Origin of the sequence: Lentzea sp. NPDC058450 (assembly GCF_042721395.1) — a bacterium.
Classification (GTDB): Bacteria; Actinomycetota; Actinomycetes; order Mycobacteriales; family Pseudonocardiaceae; genus Lentzea.
This window is the reverse complement of the sequence record NZ_JBHXLO010000020.1, coordinates 100,301-115,047: the sequence shown is the minus strand read 5'-3', so window position 1 is coordinate 115,047 and position 14,747 is coordinate 100,301. Positions and strand designations below refer to the sequence as shown.

Annotated in this window: 16 protein-coding genes; 11 read left to right on the top strand and 5 right to left on the bottom strand. The window is 70.0% G+C overall.

The window, feature by feature from the left end; genetic code table 11:
- Position 1 precedes the first annotated feature (1 nt).
- Both ACFWNN_RS28445 and ACFWNN_RS28440 read left to right on the top strand, forming a co-directional pair.
- Entirely contained in the window at positions 2-1,033 is a 1,032-nt protein-coding gene (locus tag ACFWNN_RS28445; RefSeq protein WP_382442995.1) for an ABC transporter ATP-binding protein, read from the top strand.
- The gene (locus tag ACFWNN_RS28440; protein WP_382442994.1) at positions 1,030-2,160 is read left to right on the top strand and encodes a low temperature requirement protein A; all 1,131 of its coding nucleotides are present in this window, start codon (positions 1,030-1,032) and stop codon (positions 2,158-2,160) included. The genes ACFWNN_RS28445 and ACFWNN_RS28440 overlap by 4 nt, the downstream gene beginning before the upstream one ends.
- On the opposite strand, the gene ACFWNN_RS28435 is transcribed toward ACFWNN_RS28440, so the two are convergent.
- Positions 2,142-3,272: a hypothetical protein gene (locus ACFWNN_RS28435; protein ID WP_382442993.1), complete on the bottom strand. Its 1,131-nt coding sequence runs from the start codon at positions 3,270-3,272 to the stop codon at positions 2,142-2,144. The two genes, ACFWNN_RS28440 and ACFWNN_RS28435, sit on opposite strands and share 19 nt — an antisense overlap.
- 62 nt (positions 3,273-3,334) lie before the next feature.
- Between ACFWNN_RS28435 and ACFWNN_RS28430 the strand changes: the two genes are divergently transcribed.
- Both ACFWNN_RS28430 and ACFWNN_RS28425 read left to right on the top strand, forming a co-directional pair.
- Entirely contained in the window at positions 3,335-3,730 is a 396-nt protein-coding gene (locus tag ACFWNN_RS28430; protein ID WP_382442992.1) for a VOC family protein, read from the top strand.
- Positions 3,731-4,891, top strand: coding sequence for an MFS transporter (locus ACFWNN_RS28425; protein ID WP_382442991.1), 1,161 nt, complete (start codon positions 3,731-3,733; stop codon positions 4,889-4,891).
- Positions 4,892-4,904: 13 nt separating this feature from the next.
- On the opposite strand, the gene ACFWNN_RS28420 is transcribed toward ACFWNN_RS28425, so the two are convergent.
- On the bottom strand, positions 4,905-6,386 hold the full coding sequence (locus ACFWNN_RS28420) for an LVIVD repeat-containing protein (protein WP_382442990.1): 1,482 nt from the start codon (positions 6,384-6,386) through the stop codon (positions 4,905-4,907).
- Between the two features lie 212 nt (positions 6,387-6,598).
- Between ACFWNN_RS28420 and ACFWNN_RS28415 the strand changes: the two genes are divergently transcribed.
- Complete coding sequence (locus ACFWNN_RS28415) at positions 6,599-7,204, top strand: DUF305 domain-containing protein (RefSeq protein ID WP_382442989.1); 606 nt, start codon at positions 6,599-6,601, stop codon at positions 7,202-7,204.
- Here the strand turns inward: ACFWNN_RS28415 and ACFWNN_RS28410 are convergent.
- Positions 7,193-7,534: an antibiotic biosynthesis monooxygenase family protein gene (locus ACFWNN_RS28410; RefSeq protein ID WP_382442988.1), complete on the bottom strand. Its 342-nt coding sequence runs from the start codon at positions 7,532-7,534 to the stop codon at positions 7,193-7,195. The genes ACFWNN_RS28415 and ACFWNN_RS28410 overlap by 12 nt on opposite strands.
- A gap of 80 nt (positions 7,535-7,614) precedes the next feature.
- Between ACFWNN_RS28410 and ACFWNN_RS28405 the strand changes: the two genes are divergently transcribed.
- On the top strand, positions 7,615-8,205 hold the full coding sequence (locus ACFWNN_RS28405) for a TetR/AcrR family transcriptional regulator (RefSeq protein WP_382442987.1): 591 nt from the start codon (positions 7,615-7,617) through the stop codon (positions 8,203-8,205).
- On the opposite strand, the gene ACFWNN_RS28400 is transcribed toward ACFWNN_RS28405, so the two are convergent.
- Together ACFWNN_RS28400 and ACFWNN_RS28395 are read right to left on the bottom strand one after the other, a co-directional pair.
- A complete protein-coding gene (locus tag ACFWNN_RS28400) occupies positions 8,198-9,022 on the bottom strand; it encodes an SDR family NAD(P)-dependent oxidoreductase (protein WP_382442986.1) in 825 nt (274 codons plus the stop codon). The two genes, ACFWNN_RS28405 and ACFWNN_RS28400, sit on opposite strands and share 8 nt — an antisense overlap.
- Positions 9,019-9,930, bottom strand: coding sequence for an SDR family NAD(P)-dependent oxidoreductase (locus ACFWNN_RS28395; protein ID WP_382442985.1), 912 nt, complete (start codon positions 9,928-9,930; stop codon positions 9,019-9,021). The genes ACFWNN_RS28400 and ACFWNN_RS28395 overlap by 4 nt, the downstream gene beginning before the upstream one ends.
- 71 nt (positions 9,931-10,001) lie before the next feature.
- Between ACFWNN_RS28395 and ACFWNN_RS28390 the strand changes: the two genes are divergently transcribed.
- The 5 genes from ACFWNN_RS28390 to ACFWNN_RS28370 all read left to right on the top strand — a co-directional run bounded on the left by ACFWNN_RS28390 (position 10,002) and on the right by ACFWNN_RS28370 (position 14,676).
- Positions 10,002-10,910 (top strand): LysR family transcriptional regulator, encoded by a 909-nt coding sequence (locus ACFWNN_RS28390; RefSeq protein WP_382442984.1) that lies wholly within the window; start codon positions 10,002-10,004, stop codon positions 10,908-10,910.
- Between the two features lie 82 nt (positions 10,911-10,992).
- On the top strand, positions 10,993-11,889 hold the full coding sequence (locus ACFWNN_RS28385) for an ABC transporter ATP-binding protein (protein WP_382442983.1): 897 nt from the start codon (positions 10,993-10,995) through the stop codon (positions 11,887-11,889).
- Positions 11,873-12,598 carry an ABC transporter permease gene (locus ACFWNN_RS28380; RefSeq protein ID WP_382442982.1) on the top strand — a complete coding sequence of 242 codons (726 nt, stop codon included), beginning with the start codon at positions 11,873-11,875 and terminating at the stop codon, positions 12,596-12,598. The genes ACFWNN_RS28385 and ACFWNN_RS28380 overlap by 17 nt, the downstream gene beginning before the upstream one ends.
- A gap of 9 nt (positions 12,599-12,607) precedes the next feature.
- Positions 12,608-13,762 carry a sensor histidine kinase gene (locus ACFWNN_RS28375; RefSeq protein ID WP_382443052.1) on the top strand — a complete coding sequence of 385 codons (1,155 nt, stop codon included), beginning with the start codon at positions 12,608-12,610 and terminating at the stop codon, positions 13,760-13,762.
- A 287-nt stretch (positions 13,763-14,049) separates the two neighbouring features.
- Positions 14,050-14,676 (top strand): response regulator, encoded by a 627-nt coding sequence (locus tag ACFWNN_RS28370; RefSeq protein ID WP_382442981.1) that lies wholly within the window; start codon positions 14,050-14,052, stop codon positions 14,674-14,676.
- The last annotated feature ends 71 nt before the right edge of the window (positions 14,677-14,747 follow it).

Genomic DNA, 14,747 nt, shown 5'->3' with positions numbered 1-14,747 from the left:
CATGGGTCACCTGGAACTCAAGGGACTGCGCAAGACGTTCGGCGGCAACACCGCGCTGGACGGTCTTGACCTGGAACTGGCCGAGGGCGAGCTCGTGTCGCTGCTCGGCCCGTCCGGCTGCGGCAAGACGACGGCGCTGCGGATCGTGGCGGGCTTCGAGACGTCCGACTCGGGCACGGTCACGGTGGGCGGCAAGGACATCACCCGCGTGCCCGCCAACAAGCGGGACATGGGCATGGTGTTCCAGGCCTACAGCCTGTTCCCGAACATGACCGCGGCTCAGAACGTCGCGTTCGGCCTGAAGATGCGCAAGGCCGACGCTCGGAAAGCCGGCGAGCTGCTGGAGCTGGTCGGCCTCTCGCACCTCGGCGGCCGGTACCCGCACCAGATGTCGGGTGGTCAGCAGCAGCGCGTCGCGCTGGCACGTGCGTTGGCGATCCAGCCGCGCGTGCTGCTGCTGGACGAGCCGCTGTCCGCACTGGACGCCAAGGTGCGCGTGAACCTGCGCGACGAGATCCGCCGCATCCAGACCGAGCTCGGCATGACGACGCTGTTCGTCACGCACGACCAGGAGGAGGCGCTCGCCGTCTCCGACCGCGTCGGCGTGATGTCGCACGGCCGCCTGGAGCAGCTCGACACCCCGTCGGTCGTCTACCGCGAGCCGAAGACGGCGTTCGTGGCGCAGTTCGTCGGCGTCACCAACTCGGTCGAGGCGAAGGCCGAGGGCCAGACGGTCGTGGTGAACGGCGTGACCCTGCCGGTGGGGCACGACCAGCCGTCCGGCAGCGACGTCCGCCTGATCGTGCGTCCGGAGGACATCGGTGTCTCCGCGCACGACGGCGACTCCGGTGGCAAGATCGTGGGCGACGTGCTGACCCAGTCGTTCCTCGGGCCGGTCACGCGGATCTCGGTGAGGGTGGGGGAGCAGGTGCTGCGGATCGACCAGCCCTCCAACACCGCGTCCGCGTACCAGCCTGGCACGCAGGTCGCACTGGACCTCAGCGAATCACGGATCATGGTGGTGCCTGGATGATCAGGAAGCTCCTCGCGCGCGACACGGCGGAGGCCCACCGGGTCGCGACGCCGTTGGAGCTGTTGTTCGACCTGAGCTTCGTGGTGGCGGTCGCCCAGGCCGCCGCCTCGTTGCACCACGCCATCTCCGAGGACCACGCCGGGGCCGGCCTGCTGGCGTTCTGCATGTCGTTCTTCGCGCTCTGGCTGCCGTGGCTCAACTTCACGTGGTTCGCGAGCGCGTTCGACAACGACGACACGCTGTACCGCGTCATCACGATGGTGCAGATCGCCGGCGTGCTCGTGGTGGCGGCGGGGATTCCCGCCGTCTTCGAGCACCAGGACTACCGGATCGTCGTGGGTGGCTACGTCGTCATCCGGCTCGCGATGGTGGCGCACTGGCTGCGGGCGTCGAGGGACAACCCGGACCACAAGGCCTGCACGCGCCGGTACGCCGGTGGCATCGCGTTCATGCAGGTGCTGTGGGTGTTGTGGGTGCTGGTGGCCCCGCCCGCGCTGCAGGTGCCGCTGTGGGTCCTGTTCATGATCTGCGAGCTGCTGGTGCCGGCGTGGGCGGAACGCGCGTCGGCCACGACCTGGCACCCTCACCACATCGCCGAACGGCACGGGCTGTTCACGCTGATCGTGCTCGGCGAGTCGATCCTCGCGGCCACGCTGGCGTTCCAGAAGGGCTTCGACAGCGGCGAGAACCTCATCTCGCTGGCGGCCGCGTCGCTGATCATCGTCTTCTCGGTGTGGTGGATCTACTTCGAGGCGCCGGCGCACCTGCACAACCTGAAGAAGGCGTTCCTCTGGGGGTACGCGCACCTGTTCATCCTCGGCGCGATCGCGGCGCTCGGGGCCGGGCTCGCGGCTTCGGTGGACTACGACCTGCACATCTCGCACGCGCCCGGAACGACGGTCGCGGCGTTCACGACCGTGCCGTTGGCGGTGTTCCTCGTGTTCGTCTGGTACGTGCAGGACTGCCCGGGGCAGGACGGAGTTCGCAAGTACCTGCTGCCGGTCGGGGCGGTGCTGGTGCTGGCGGCCACGTTCGGGCCCGCGCCGATCCACGTCACCGCGGTGATCGCGTTGCTGCTGGTGGTGGCGACCCGGTTGACGCTCGGGGCTCAGCGCGTCGAGGCGTAGTCGCGCAGTGCGGCGGGCGAGGTGGGCAGGCCGTGCCTGTCCATCAGGTTCATGAAGCTCGCGAAGTTCCGCCCCTCGATGAGCCACGTGCCGGGGGAGCCGGCGAGCGCGTCCAGGAGGCGCCGTTCGCGTTCGGCCGGGCCGTCGGGGAACGCCAGGCGGAGTGCTTCGCCGACCACGTGCAGGGCGCTGTAGCCGGAGAGGGTGGGGATGCGGGCGAGGATCGTGTCGAACGTCCGGTCCGCGTCCCGAACTCCTGCCAGCCGCAGCACCCTGGCCGCGTAGGTGGCCAGGTCGCCGTTGAGGAACGGGACGCGGTCGCTCGAGGGCAGCGCGGTGGCGGTGATCAGGTCGTCGACGGAGGCCAGCGCGACGGCGGCGCCCCAGCGGGCGATCGGGCGCGGGTCGTCGAGGGCGACGGCGGGGCGGCCGCCGAGCAGGCCCGTCGCCACCGACGCGGTGGCGGCCACCACGCCGTCCTCGTCGCCGCCGGTCACCTTCGCCAGCGCGGGCAGGCTTTCCGCCGCGTCCTCGGGGAACCAGGCCAGGGTGTACGCGGCCATGCAGGCCACCGGCGGTTCCCAGGTCAGCAGGTCGCGGAAGAGCGGGACGCCGGCGCGGACGGCGTCGTAGACCCGCACCCAGATGTGCGCGTACAGCCGGTTCTGGTCTTCCTCGTCCAGGTCCTCGACGTAGGCGAGGTCCGCCTCGTCCTCGTCGTAGTCGTCGTCACCGGGGTGGGGCGCGGCGGCCAGCAGAGCGTCGCCGCCGACGGCTTGGGCGCGGTGCTGCGCGACGGGGATCCCCTCGGGCAGCCACGTCCCGTCGTACCCGGTGACGATGCCGCTCAGGAAGTCCAGCAGTTGCGGCTGCTCGTCGCACTCGGGGGCGGTCAGCGCCCGCAGCAGGAACGGGACCGCGGCGGCGGTCGCCTCGTAGATCGTGCCCTGGTGGTAGAGGTTGGCGTACATGCTGGACAGGGCTTTCCGCCGCACCCGCTCGTCCGGCGACACCAGGCCGCGGAGTTGGTCGGGCACGTCGTCCGCCGGTCCGTAGGCGTGCGAGAGTCGCGCCCAGTCCACCTGATCGAGTCCGTCCAGCACGGCGGTCATCCTGCCAGGCCGGTTTCGCGGCTTCTCTCCTTTCTGACACCGGTGCTGGAATGATCGTCGCCATGACCGGTGTCCGTGAACTCCGCTTGGTCGTCACCGCCGACGACTACGACGAGGCCCTGCGCTTCTACCGAGACGTGCTCGGCCTGGAGCAACGGGCGGCGTTCTCCTCCGACGGCGGGCGGGTCACGATCCTCGAGGCCGGGCGGGCGACGCTGGAGATCACCGATCCGCCGCACGCCGAGTTCATCGACGAGGTCGAGGTCGGCAAGCGGGTCGCGGGGCACGTCCGGGTCGCGTTCGAGGTCACGGACTCCGAGGGAACGACCCGGCGGCTCGAGGCCGCCGGGGCCGAGGTGATCGCGGAACCCACGCGCACGCCGTGGAACTCGCTGAACGCGCGCCTGAAAGCCCCTGCCGGGTTGCAGCTGACGTTGTTCCAGGAGCTGGGCGAGTAGATGACGATCTCCGCTGCCGGGTACCGCGACCTCGCGAACCGGGACGTGCTGGCGTGCGCCGTGGTGACGGTCGCCGCGAAGCTGCCGATGTCGATGACGCCGCTGATGATGGTGTTCCTGACGAGGGGACTGCCCGGCGGGTACGTGCTGGCGGCGTCGCTGGTCGCGGTGTACGTGCTGGGGGAGGTCCTCGGCGCCGCGCTGCTCGGGTTGTTCCTCGACCCGTCGCGGATGCGCGGGCAGCTGTCGATCGGGCTGGTCGTCGGGGCGGTGGCGTTCACGACGCTGGCGCTCACGCAGAACGTCACGGTGCTGGCGATCGCGGCGTTCGTGGCCGGCGCGGGGCCGTCGACGACACCCGGCGGGTTGCGGGCGATGCTGCTCGGGCTGGTGCCGGACGCGTTGGTGCCCAAGGCGATGGGCTTCGACGCCATGATCACGCAGGTGGTGTGGGCGGTGGCGCCCGCGCTCGTCACGGTGCTGGCGCTGAGCGTCGACCACCGGGCGCCCGTCGTGGTGTCGGTGAGCCTGATCGTGGTGGCGGCGTGGCTGGTGTTCATCCTGCCGCGCGGGCACGTGACGTCGCGGTCCGGCACGGCGAAGCCCAGGGTCGTGGCGTCGGCGTGGCCGATCTACCTGGTGAGCGCGGCGGCACTGGCGCAGCTCGCGGTCGCCGAGCTCGTGCTGCCGGCGCTGCTCGAACACCGGGGGATCGGCATCGGCTGGATCGGGCCGCTGCTCATGGGGTTCGCGGCGTGCAGCGCGCTGGGCGCGGTGCTGTACGGGCTGCGGCCGTGGCCGGGCACGTTCCGCACGCAGGGCCTGGTGCTGCTGGTGATCACGGCGACGTGCGTCGGCGCGCTGGCGTTGTTCCCGAACCTGCCGGGCATCGCGGGCGCCTTGCTCGCGGCCGGGCTGTTCCAGTCGGGGGTGCTGGTGACGCGCAGTCTCGCTCTGCGCGAACGGCTTCCGGTCGGCGCGCACGCGGCCGGGTTCTCGATGATGTACGCGGTGACCGGCGCGGGCTACGGGCTCACGGCCGTCGTCGCCGCTTGGGCGATGGACGTCGGCAACCCCGTGTGGGCGGTGTTCGGCGGTGTCGCGGTGACCCTGGTCCTGACAGCGATCAGCGCGGCTGCCGAACGTCGGCAGCCGCGCTGATGTCAGGAACCGGCTACCCGCGGTAGAAGTTGCCCTGCGTCTGGACGTTGAGCTCGTCCGTGCGGAACAGCTTCGCGATGAACGTGCGCGGGTCGCGCATGTCGATCACGTCGAAGCCTCGGCCCATCTCCGAGGAGTAGATGTAGCCGTTGTACCAGTAGGTCGACCAGGTGCCGCCACCGGCGAGGTTCGGCATCGGGCCGCGCTCGAAGAAGCCGATCTCACGCGGCTTGGCCGAGTTCGTGAAGTCCCACACCGAGATGCCGCCCTGGTACCAGGACTGGACCATGATGTCCTTGCCGGGCACCGGGATCAGCGAACCGTTGTGCGCGACGCAGTTCTCCGAGTCGGTCTGCATGCGCGGGATCTTGTAGTAGGACTTGAACACCAGCTTGCGGTTCTTGCCCTTGCCCACGATGTCGTAGATGCCGTTGGCGCCGCGGTTCGGGCCGATCTTCTCGTTGCACGTCGCCGCGCCACCGCCACCGAGCTCGTCGGTGAAGACGACCTTGGTGCCGCTGTTGTTGAACGTGGCGGAGTGCCAGAACGCGAAGTGCGCGTCGTCCTGCACCCGGTTGATCTCGACCAGGTTCTCCCGGTTCGAGATGTCCCAGAGGACGCCGTCACCCATGCAGGCGCCGGCCGCGAGGTCGAGCTGCGGGTAGACGGTGATGTCGTGGCAACCCGAGGTGGCCGAGGTGTAGCCGGTCTCGATGTCGCCGGGGCGACCGCCGTTGCCGCCGTCCGGGAAGAGGACCGGGGCCTTGAGCAGCGAGGCCGCGGCCGGGTTCTTCACCGGCACCTTGACGATGGAGATCTTGTCGTGCGGCGGCTGGCAGTCCGGGAACGTGGCGTTCGGCGAGTAGGAAGAGACGTAGAGGTAGACGTCCTTCTTGTTCTTGCTCGGCACCATCGTGTGGGTGTGCGAACCGCAGGCGGTCTCGACCGCGGCGACGTAGCGCGGGGCGCTCTTGTCGCTGATGTCGAAGACCTTGATGCCCTCCCACGACTCCTTGATCGTCGCGGACTGGGAGACGCTGGCGCAGGAGTTGTCGCTGCGCGAGGAGTCGGTCGACAGGAACAGCAGGTTCCCGTACACCGAGATGTCGTTCTGCGAGCCGGGGCAGAGGACCTGGCTCTTGATCTTGGGGCTCCGCGGGTTGCGGATGTCGTAGATCACGAAGCCGTCGTAGTTGCCGACGAACGCGTAGTTGTCCTGGAACGCGATGTCGGTCTGCGTCGAGCTGAGCGGAACCTGCTTGTCCAGGTGGGCGACCGGGACCATGTTGCGGCTGCGGCTGATCTCGTCGACGCCGGGAAGCGCGGCGGAACCCTCCGCCCGCGACTCGAGCTGGGCCTCGCTCAGTCCGGCGCCGTCGGAAGGCAGGTCGGGCTCGGCGTACGCCGGCCCGGTCGCCGTCGACAGCGTCAGCGCGAGCGCCCCCAGAACCGCGAGTGACGCTCTGCGTCGCCGGGTCGTTGCGCGTGAAGACACAGCTTTACCCCCTCTATACGGGTTGGTGGGGGCGAGTATGACCCTTTCGCCTTGCTAAGGGCCAGGTTCTTTCGGAGGGTTCCGCACTCTTTGTCCATCCTTGCGAAAGTGGACAGTCGGCATGGAGTGATTGTCCGGTTTCACCGCGTCACCAAGCGGATGCCACGTCGCGAGGCCTGGACCGGCGGGCGGTGGACTGTATTGTCCGAAGCATGCGTTCTGGGGTCCTGGCCGTCGTCGCTGCGGCCGCACTGCTCGCCGGCTGCACGTCGACCGAGCCCGCCGCCGCGCCGGTCATCGCGCCGGACACTCCCGGTGGTTCCGCGCCGACCGTCAACCCCTCGGACGTGACGGGCAGGGTCGCGGCGCCGCCGAACGACGCCGACCGCGAGTACGTGGCGATGATGATCGCCCACCACGAGCAGGCGATCGCCATGACGAGGTTCGCCCCCGAGCGCGCGCAGAACGAGACCCTGAAGGGCCTGGCCGACCGGATCAGGTTCAGTCAGGAACCCGAGATCGGCGCCATGAAGCAGTGGCAGCGCACGTTCAACGCCATCGGCACGCACGGCGACCACTCGACGATGCCCGGCATGGCCACTCAGGACCAGTTGAACGCCCTCGGTGCCGCGCGGGGCAAGGACTTCGACCGCATGTTCCTCGAGTTGATGATCAAGCACCACGAGGGTGCGATCAAGATGGCGACCGACGTGCGCGGCTCCGGGACCAACGTCCAGGTCGAGGAGATGGCCGACGACGTGGTCGCCACCCAGGACGACGAGATCAACCGGATGAAGAAGTTGTTGTCAGAGCTCTGAGTCCTGCTCGGTGCGCTGCCGGGGAAGGATCATGTCCTCGGCGTGCGTGAAGCGCTCCGGGTCGTTGCCCGTGACGAGGCGTGCGATCGTGCGGTGGCCCTTGTGCGCCTCGCGGAACGCGTCGGAGGCGACCCACGCGCGGAAGGCCTCCTCGGACTCGAACTCGTTGACCGAGACGTACGGCTGGTCGTCCTGGGTCGGCTTGAGGAGCGTGCTGCGCAACAGGCCGGGGACTCCGGGCAGGTGCGTGCGCATGTTGCCGCGGAAGTAGCGCTCGAACTCCTCGGACATGTCCGGGTTCACGAACATGCGGTTGGTCGCGATGAACATGCAGGCCTCCCTGATACCGACGCTCTGTCGGGAACTATTCCAACTCCCCGTCGGGAAATCAAGCGCGATACGATCCCAATGTGCCGAGGATCAGCGCAGACACCGTTGCCGAGCATCGCGCCAACCGGTTGCGCGCCCTTCTGGACGCCGGCCGGGACATCGTCGCGTCCGAGGGAGCGGAGGCGTTGACGCTCGCGTCGCTGGCCAGACGGGTCGGGCTGTCGCGGCCGAGCCTCTACGAGTACTTCCGCTCGCGGGAGGAACTGGTCGCCGCGATCGTCTCGGACGCGCTGCCGGAGTGGGCGGACAAGCTGGAGGACGCGGTCAACGGCGCGTCGTCGGTGCCCGCGAAGATCGAGGCGTACCTGCGGACCGAGCTCGCGATCATCACCGACGGCAGTCACGGCGCGGTGGTGGCGTTGTCCGCGCACACGTTGCCGGACGCGGCGCGCGAGCAGATCCGGGCCGAGCACGAACGGTTGCTGGCGCCGCTGGTCGGGGTGTTCAAGACCGCCGGGGTGGAACGGGCGCAGCTGCGGGCGATGCTGGTGCACGCCATGGTCGAGGCGACGTCGCGGATGATCACGCCGGGGCGCAGCGAGCACAACGAAGGGGTCATCCGGACGTTGCTCGACCAGGTCGTGCACGGGCTGGACAAGCCCATCAGCTGAACGGCACGACCTCGCCGTGGCGGACGAGCTCGCCGTACTGCGCGGGATCGAGCGGGGTCAGGGCGAGGTCCAGCAGCGCGGTCGCGGCCTGGGCCGGGGTCGGCGCGGTGCTGACGTCCCACCACAGCGCGGAAGTGGGCGTGTTGATCATGCCCGGGCACGCCGCCGCGAGCAGGATTCCTCTGGCCAGATCGGATTCGCGCCGTTCGTCCGCGAGCACGCGCACGGCAGCGACCTGGCCGATCTTGGACGGGATGTTCACGAAGCCCGGCCAGGCGCCGGCTTTCGCGCGGCCGTCCTTCACCTCGTCGCGCCAGCGCGCGATCTGCGCGTCCAGTTCGTCCAGAGTGGACGGCCGGGTGAACCGCCCGTGCAGCACCGGAGCCAGGTGCCGGAGGGTGCCGAGCGAGCTCGCGACCACGATGAGGCTGCCGTTGTCGTTCAGCACCGGCGCGAAGGCGTTGAGCAGCCTCGTGGTGCCGAAGTTATTGACCTCGGTGTAGCTGTCGATGATCGCCTTCGGCTCGTCGTCCGGGCCGACGCGCATGACCGCGTTGCCGAACACGATGTCGACGCCGCCGTGGCGTTCTTCCAGTTGTGCGGCCAGTTTCTTGGCTGCGCCGGGGTCCGCGACGTCCAGGAGTTCGCCGCGGACCTTCGCGCCGCCACCCGGCATGGACTGCACGGCCTCGGTGACCCGGTCGAGGTTCCTGCCGGTCAGGTAGACGGTGTCGGCCGGCTCGAGGCGCTGGGCGAGGCCCTCGACCAGCGCCAGGCCGAGGCCCTGGGTGGCGCCGGTGACCAGTGCGACGCTCATGCCTTCGCCAGCAGGGTCTCGGAGTAGGCCCAGAGACGTTCGGCGCCTTCCGGGTCGAGGGCGTAGCGGGCGACGCCCTGCAGTCGTCGAGCCTCGCCGCGGCGGTCGACGGTCTGAGCTTCGTTGCAGTCGTTGAAGTAGCGGCCGCCGATGCCTTCCAGCAACGGTGAGGTGGCCACCAGGACGGACGTCGCCGCGCCCTGCTCGACGGTCTTGATGAGGGACTCGTCGACCGTGCCGCTGCCCTGGCCTCCGGTGTGCCGCTGGAGGTTGGTGTAGATGCCGCCGGGCATGACGGCGTTGGCCGTGATGCCGTCCGCCGCCCATCGGCGCGTGGCCTCGACAGCGAACAGCACGTTCGCGGTCTTGCTTTGGCCGTATGCGCTCCACGGGTCGTACGGGCGGAACGCGTAGTGGACGTCGTCGAACACCACGGGCGAGATCATGTGGCCGGTCGACGTGAGCGAGACGATCCGTGCGTTGCCCGCTGCCTTGAGTGCGTGGTGCAGGTTCGTGGCCAGTGCGAAGTGGCCCAGGTGGTTGGTGGCGAACTGCCACTCCCAGCCCTGTTCGGTCTGCTGCTGCGGGGTGGCCATGACGCCCGCGTTGTTCACGAGGACGTGCAACGGGCCGGTCCACGCGCTGGTGAACGCCTCGACGGACGCCAGGTCGGTGAGGTCGAGGTGGGCGACGTGGACGTTCCCGTCGATGTCCTGGGCGGTCTTCTCGCCGGCGTCGGTGTCGCGGACGGCCAGGGTGACCTCGGCGCCTCTGAGCGCGAGTACTCGGGCGGTCTCGACGCCGATGCCGGACGACGCGCCGGTCACGATCGCGCGCTTGCCGGTCAGGTCGATGCCTTCGCTGACCTCCGCGGCGGTGCTGCTGAATCCGAATCCTGTTTCGATCACGTCTTCGACGGTAGGCTCGCCGAAGGCATGCGGGTAGCGAGAATCTGTCATTCAGGGTATGCGTTGACGTCATGGCTCTGAGTGATGCGTCGCTGGTCGCGCTGCGGGTGTTCCGCGAGGTCGCCGAGCGCGGCACGTTGACGGCGGCGGCCTCCGCGCTGGGGTACACGCAGTCGGCGGTGTCCCGGCAGATCGCCGCGCTGGAGAAGGCGGCGGGGGCTTCGTTGCTGGAGCGGCGCCATGACGGCGTGCGGCTCACGGCGGCTGGTCGGCTCGTGTTGCGGCGTGCGGCCGTGGTGGTCGATCAGGTCGATGCGGGCGCACGGGAGCTTGCCGGGCTGCCGGACGAGGACGCGAGCACTGTCCGGCTGGGATGGTTCGCCACCGCGGGTTCCTGGCTCGTGCCCCAGGCACTTCTCGCGCTGGAGCGGACGCACCCGTCGATCACGGTCGTGACGCGCGAGGGCAGCACACCGGCGTTGGTCCGGGCGTTGCGGGCGGGGACGCTGGACGTCGCGTTGATCGCGTCGCAGCCTCCGTTCCGCGCTCCGGACGACGAGATTCCGGCGTTGGCGACGGAGACGCTGACCGAGCGCAGCCTGTGCGTGGCGGTGCCGTCCTCGCATCCGCTGGCGCGCAACGACTTCGTCGACATCGCCGACCTGCGGGGGCAGCGGTGGATCGCCGGGCCGGGGGACCAGTTGACGATGGGCGTGTGGCCGGGGCTCGACGAACGGCCCGTCGTCGCGCACACCGCGCGCGACTGGCTGGCGAAGCTGCACCTGGTGGCGGCGGGGTTCGGGATCACGACCGCGTCCGCCTCACTGGCGGAGGTGCTGCCCGACGGCGTGCGGATCATGGCCGTGCGGGGTGGTCCCGCCGAGCAACGGCGGATCCTGCTGGCGCGGGTGCCCGGACCGGTGCCGGAACCGGTGGCGCGGCTGGCCGCGGCGTTGCGTGCCACCGCCCTGGACAACTGACGCGGGGCATCAACCGATCGGTTGATCCCGGTCGCGCTCGTTGTTCGATGATCTTCGGCGCCCGGTCTTCGAGGCTGGAGGCATGGCAATCATCGAAGTGCGCGATCTGGGCAAGAGGTACGGGCCTCGTGTCGCCGTGGACTCCGTGTCGTTCGAGGTCGCCGAGGGGGAGATCTTCGGCGTGCTCGGGCCGAACGGGGCGGGCAAGACGACGACGGTCGAGTGCGTGGCCGGGCTGCGGACGCCGGACTCGGGGACGGTGTCGGTGCTCGGGCAGGCGCCGGGGGACGTGCGGGCGGCGATCGGGGTGCAGTTGCAGGCCTCGGCGCTGCCGGAGCGGATGCGGGTCCGCGAGGCGCTGGAGCTGTTCTCGTCGTTCTACCCCTCGCCGGTCGACTGGTCTTCCCGGCTCGGGCTGGGTGAGCACCTGCGTGCCGAGTTCGGGCAGCTGTCGGGTGGGTTGAAGCAGCGGTTGTCGATCGCGCTGGCGCTGGTCGGGTCGCCGCGGATCGCGATCCTCGACGAGCTGACGACCGGGCTCGACCCGCAGGCACGGCGGGACACGTGGTCGGTGATCGAGGAGGTGCGGTCGTCCGGGGTGACGATCGTGCTGGTCACGCACTTCATGGAGGAGGCGGAGCGGCTCTGCGACCGGGTGGCGGTGTTCCGCGACGGCCGGATCGTGGCGCTGGACTCGCCGTCCGCGCTGGTGTCTCGAGTGGACGGTGCGACGCGGGTGCGGTTCGTGCCGTCGGGGGCGCTGGACGTGGCGTTGCTGGAGGCGCTGCCGGAGGTCGCGTCGGTGTCGGTGGTGGGGGAGCAGGTGGTGGTGTCCGGGGCGTCGGAGGACCTGGTGCACGCCGTGACTTCGTTCCTGGCGCGGCGGTCTGTCGTGGCGCGTCAGCTCCGCGTCGACCAGGTCTCGCTGGACGACGCGTACGTCGAACTGACCGGGGGTCGTGATGTGGAAGATCGTTGAGATCGAGGCTCGGCTGTTCGTGCGCGATCGGCTGAACTCGTTGTTCGCCATCGTGTTCCCGTCGCTGCTGTTGCTGGTGCTGGGGGCGATTCCGACGTTGCGGACGCCCGATGCCAACTTCGGCGGGCTGCGGTTCATCGACAGCTACCTGTCGTCGCTGGTCGTGTTCACCCTGGTGTTCATCGGGTTGCAGCGGCTGCCCGCCGTCGTGGCCACGTATCGGGAGACCGGTGTGCTACGGCGGTTGTCGACGACGCCCATGCACCCGGCGCGGTTGCTGGTCGGGCAGATGGTGGTCAACTTCGTCGCGGTGATCTTGTCGGTGCTGCTGCTTATAGTCGTGGGGTACGTCGTTTTCGGCGTCGACCTGCCTCACCATCCACTCGGCCTGGCGTGTGCCGTGGTGCTGGGAGGCGCGGGGACGTTCGCGCTGGGCCTGGTGATCGCCGCACTGGCCCCCACCGCGCGGGCGGCCGGTGGCGTGGCGACGGTGGTGTTCATGCTGCTGATGTTCTTCGGCGGCGTGTACCTGCCGCGGTTCATGCTGCCCTCGGTGATCCAGACGATCGGCTCGTACACGCCTCCCGGAGTGGAGGCGCTGCACCAGGCGTGGCTCGGTACCGCGCCGGATTGGGGGCATCTCGCGATCATGGGGCTGGTGAGCCTCGTGGCGGGTACCGTCGCGGCCAAGACGTTCCGCTGGGAGTAGCTCGTGGACATGGCCGCGTTGGACAGGTGGGAGCGCAGGCTCGTCTCGATCGCCCGCGTGATCCCGTACTTCGTGCTGACCGTGACGACGGTGCTGTACTCGATCTTCACCACGCAGACGGGCGTGGACCTCTGGTTCACCTACGGCGTCGTGGCGTTCGGCTACGTGTGGATGACGTGGTGGTTCACGCTGCACCCCTCGTGGCACGCGCGCCCGAAGCTGATGGCCGTGTTCGTCGGTGGCATGGTCGTGTTCTACGGCGTGCTCGGCATGCAGGAGCACTGGTTCGGCGCGGTCTCGTACGCGGTCTACATCTACGCGAGCGAACTCCTGCGCGGCCGCTGGATGTTCTTCGTCGTGGCCCTGACAGCGGGCCTGGCGACGCTGTCCCTGTTCGGCGGCTACCCGCCGCCGGGCCAGGAGGCGGCGTTCTGGTTGCTGCTGCTCGTGTTCGTGGTGGTGGCGTGCACCTTCACGTACGTGGGCCACGTGACGACGGAACAGTCCAGGCTGCGCAAGGAGTTGCTGGAGGAGAACGAGGGCTTGCACGCCCAACTGCTGGTGCAGGCGCACGAGGCAGGCGTGCAGGACGAACGCCACCGCCTGGCGGGCGAGATCCACGACACCCTCGCCCAGGGCCTGGCCGGCATCATCACGCAGCTGTCCGCCGCCTCCGGCGCCGACTGGGAACGCCGCGTGGCCGTGGCGACCGACCTGGCCCGCGCGAACCTGACCGAGGCCCGCCGCTCCGTCCACGCCCTGCGTCCACCGGCCCTGGACTCCGCGGCCCTGCACGAGGCCCTGGACGACGTCGCCACGGGCTGGTCGACCATCAACGGCGTGCCGGTCTCCGTCACGCTGACCGGAGCCGTGCGCACCATGCACCCCGAGGTGGAGGTCGCCCTGCTGCGCACCGCGCAGGAGGCGCTGGCGAACGTGGCCAAGCACGCCGCCGCCTCCCGGGTCGGCCTCACCCTGTCCTACATGGAGGACGTGGTGACCTTGGACGTGCGCGACGACGGCGTGGGCTTCGACCTGACGCGCCCGTCGGGCGGCTTCGGCCTGCCCGCGATGCGCCACCGGGTGCACCGGCTGTCCGGCGCGCTGTTCGTGGAGTCGGAACCGGGTGCGGGCACGGCGATCTCGGCGCGGGTGCCGGCGTGAGGGCCGGGCGGGTATGGCCGAGCGGGGCGTGTGGTTCGTGAAGTCGGAGTCGGGAGGGGCGATGTCGGCGTGATCGCGGGCGTGGTGGAGACGCGGGCGGGGGACGGCTTGGCAGGTGGAGCGCGGCCGGTGCGGGGCGCGCAGCGCCGTCGGCCGTTCGGTGAGGGCCGGGTCGTCGCCATTGGTGACGGCCGCGGGGTGCGCAATGCCCACGCTGGCGGCGACCGCAGGCCCCACACCGCTTTCCGCCTGTCTGCCGGGCTCGCTGGCCTGTGCGAGGTGGCGGCGTGATCCGGCTCGTGATCGTGGACGACCACCCCGTGGTGCGGGACGGGCTGCGCGGCATGCTGGCCGCGGCCGCCGACTTCGAGGTCGTGGGGGAGGCGGCGTCGGGGGACGAGGCCGTCGCCGTGGTGACGGCGGTGTCGCCGGACGTCGTGCTGATGGACCTGCGGATGCCCGGCTCGGACGGCCTGTCGGCCATCGAACGGCTGCGCGGGCACCCGTGCCGCGTGCTGGTGCTGACCACCTACGACACGGACCGGGACGTGTTGCCCGCCATCAAGGCCGGCGCCACCGGGTACCTGTTGAAGGACACTCCTCGCGACGAGTTGCAGCGGGCCATCCGGGCCGCGCACGCCGGGGAGGCCGTGTTGTCGCCCGCGGTGGCGACGCGGTTGCTGGGGCAGGTTCGGGAGCCTGCGCTGGAGCCGTTGTCCACGCGGGAGCTGGACGTGCTGGGGTTGGTGGCCAAGGGGTCCACGAACCGGGCGGTGGCGGCGGCGTTGTTCATCAGCGAGGCGACGGTGAAGACGCATCTGCTGCACGTTTACGCGAAGCTCGGGGTGTCGGATCGGGCCGCTGCCGTCGCGGTGGCGTACGAGCGCGGGCTGTTGAAGGGCCGATCGCGGTGAGCAGAGCGGGTGGGAAGGACCCGCGGCGGGACCACTTCGGTTGGTCCCGCCGCCTGCGGCAACTCCCCCTT

What these genes read in the sequence shown, in the direction of transcription:
- ACFWNN_RS28435 (WP_382442993.1), bottom strand. Translation starts at nt 3,272, where the DNA reads ATGACCGCCGTGCTGGACGGACTCGATCAGGTGGACTGGGCGCGACTC.
- ACFWNN_RS28410 (WP_382442988.1), bottom strand. Translation starts at nt 7,534, where the DNA reads ATGTTCATCGCGACCAACCGCATGTTCGTGAACCCGGACATGTCCGAG.
- ACFWNN_RS28380 (WP_382442982.1), top strand. Translation starts at nt 11,873, where the DNA reads ATGTGGAAGATCGTTGAGATCGAGGCTCGGCTGTTCGTGCGCGATCGG.
- ACFWNN_RS28425 (WP_382442991.1), top strand. Translation starts at nt 3,731, where the DNA reads ATGACGATCTCCGCTGCCGGGTACCGCGACCTCGCGAACCGGGACGTG.
- ACFWNN_RS28385 (WP_382442983.1), top strand. Translation starts at nt 10,993, where the DNA reads ATGGCAATCATCGAAGTGCGCGATCTGGGCAAGAGGTACGGGCCTCGT.
- ACFWNN_RS28440 (WP_382442994.1), top strand. Translation starts at nt 1,030, where the DNA reads ATGATCAGGAAGCTCCTCGCGCGCGACACGGCGGAGGCCCACCGGGTC.
- ACFWNN_RS28400 (WP_382442986.1), bottom strand. Translation starts at nt 9,022, where the DNA reads ATGAGCGTCGCACTGGTCACCGGCGCCACCCAGGGCCTCGGCCTGGCG.
- ACFWNN_RS28430 (WP_382442992.1), top strand. Translation starts at nt 3,335, where the DNA reads ATGACCGGTGTCCGTGAACTCCGCTTGGTCGTCACCGCCGACGACTAC.
- ACFWNN_RS28445 (WP_382442995.1), top strand. Translation starts at nt 2, where the DNA reads ATGGGTCACCTGGAACTCAAGGGACTGCGCAAGACGTTCGGCGGCAAC.
- ACFWNN_RS28375 (WP_382443052.1), top strand. Translation starts at nt 12,608, where the DNA reads ATGGCCGCGTTGGACAGGTGGGAGCGCAGGCTCGTCTCGATCGCCCGC.
- ACFWNN_RS28415 (WP_382442989.1), top strand. Translation starts at nt 6,599, where the DNA reads ATGCGTTCTGGGGTCCTGGCCGTCGTCGCTGCGGCCGCACTGCTCGCC.
- ACFWNN_RS28390 (WP_382442984.1), top strand. Translation starts at nt 10,002, where the DNA reads ATGGCTCTGAGTGATGCGTCGCTGGTCGCGCTGCGGGTGTTCCGCGAG.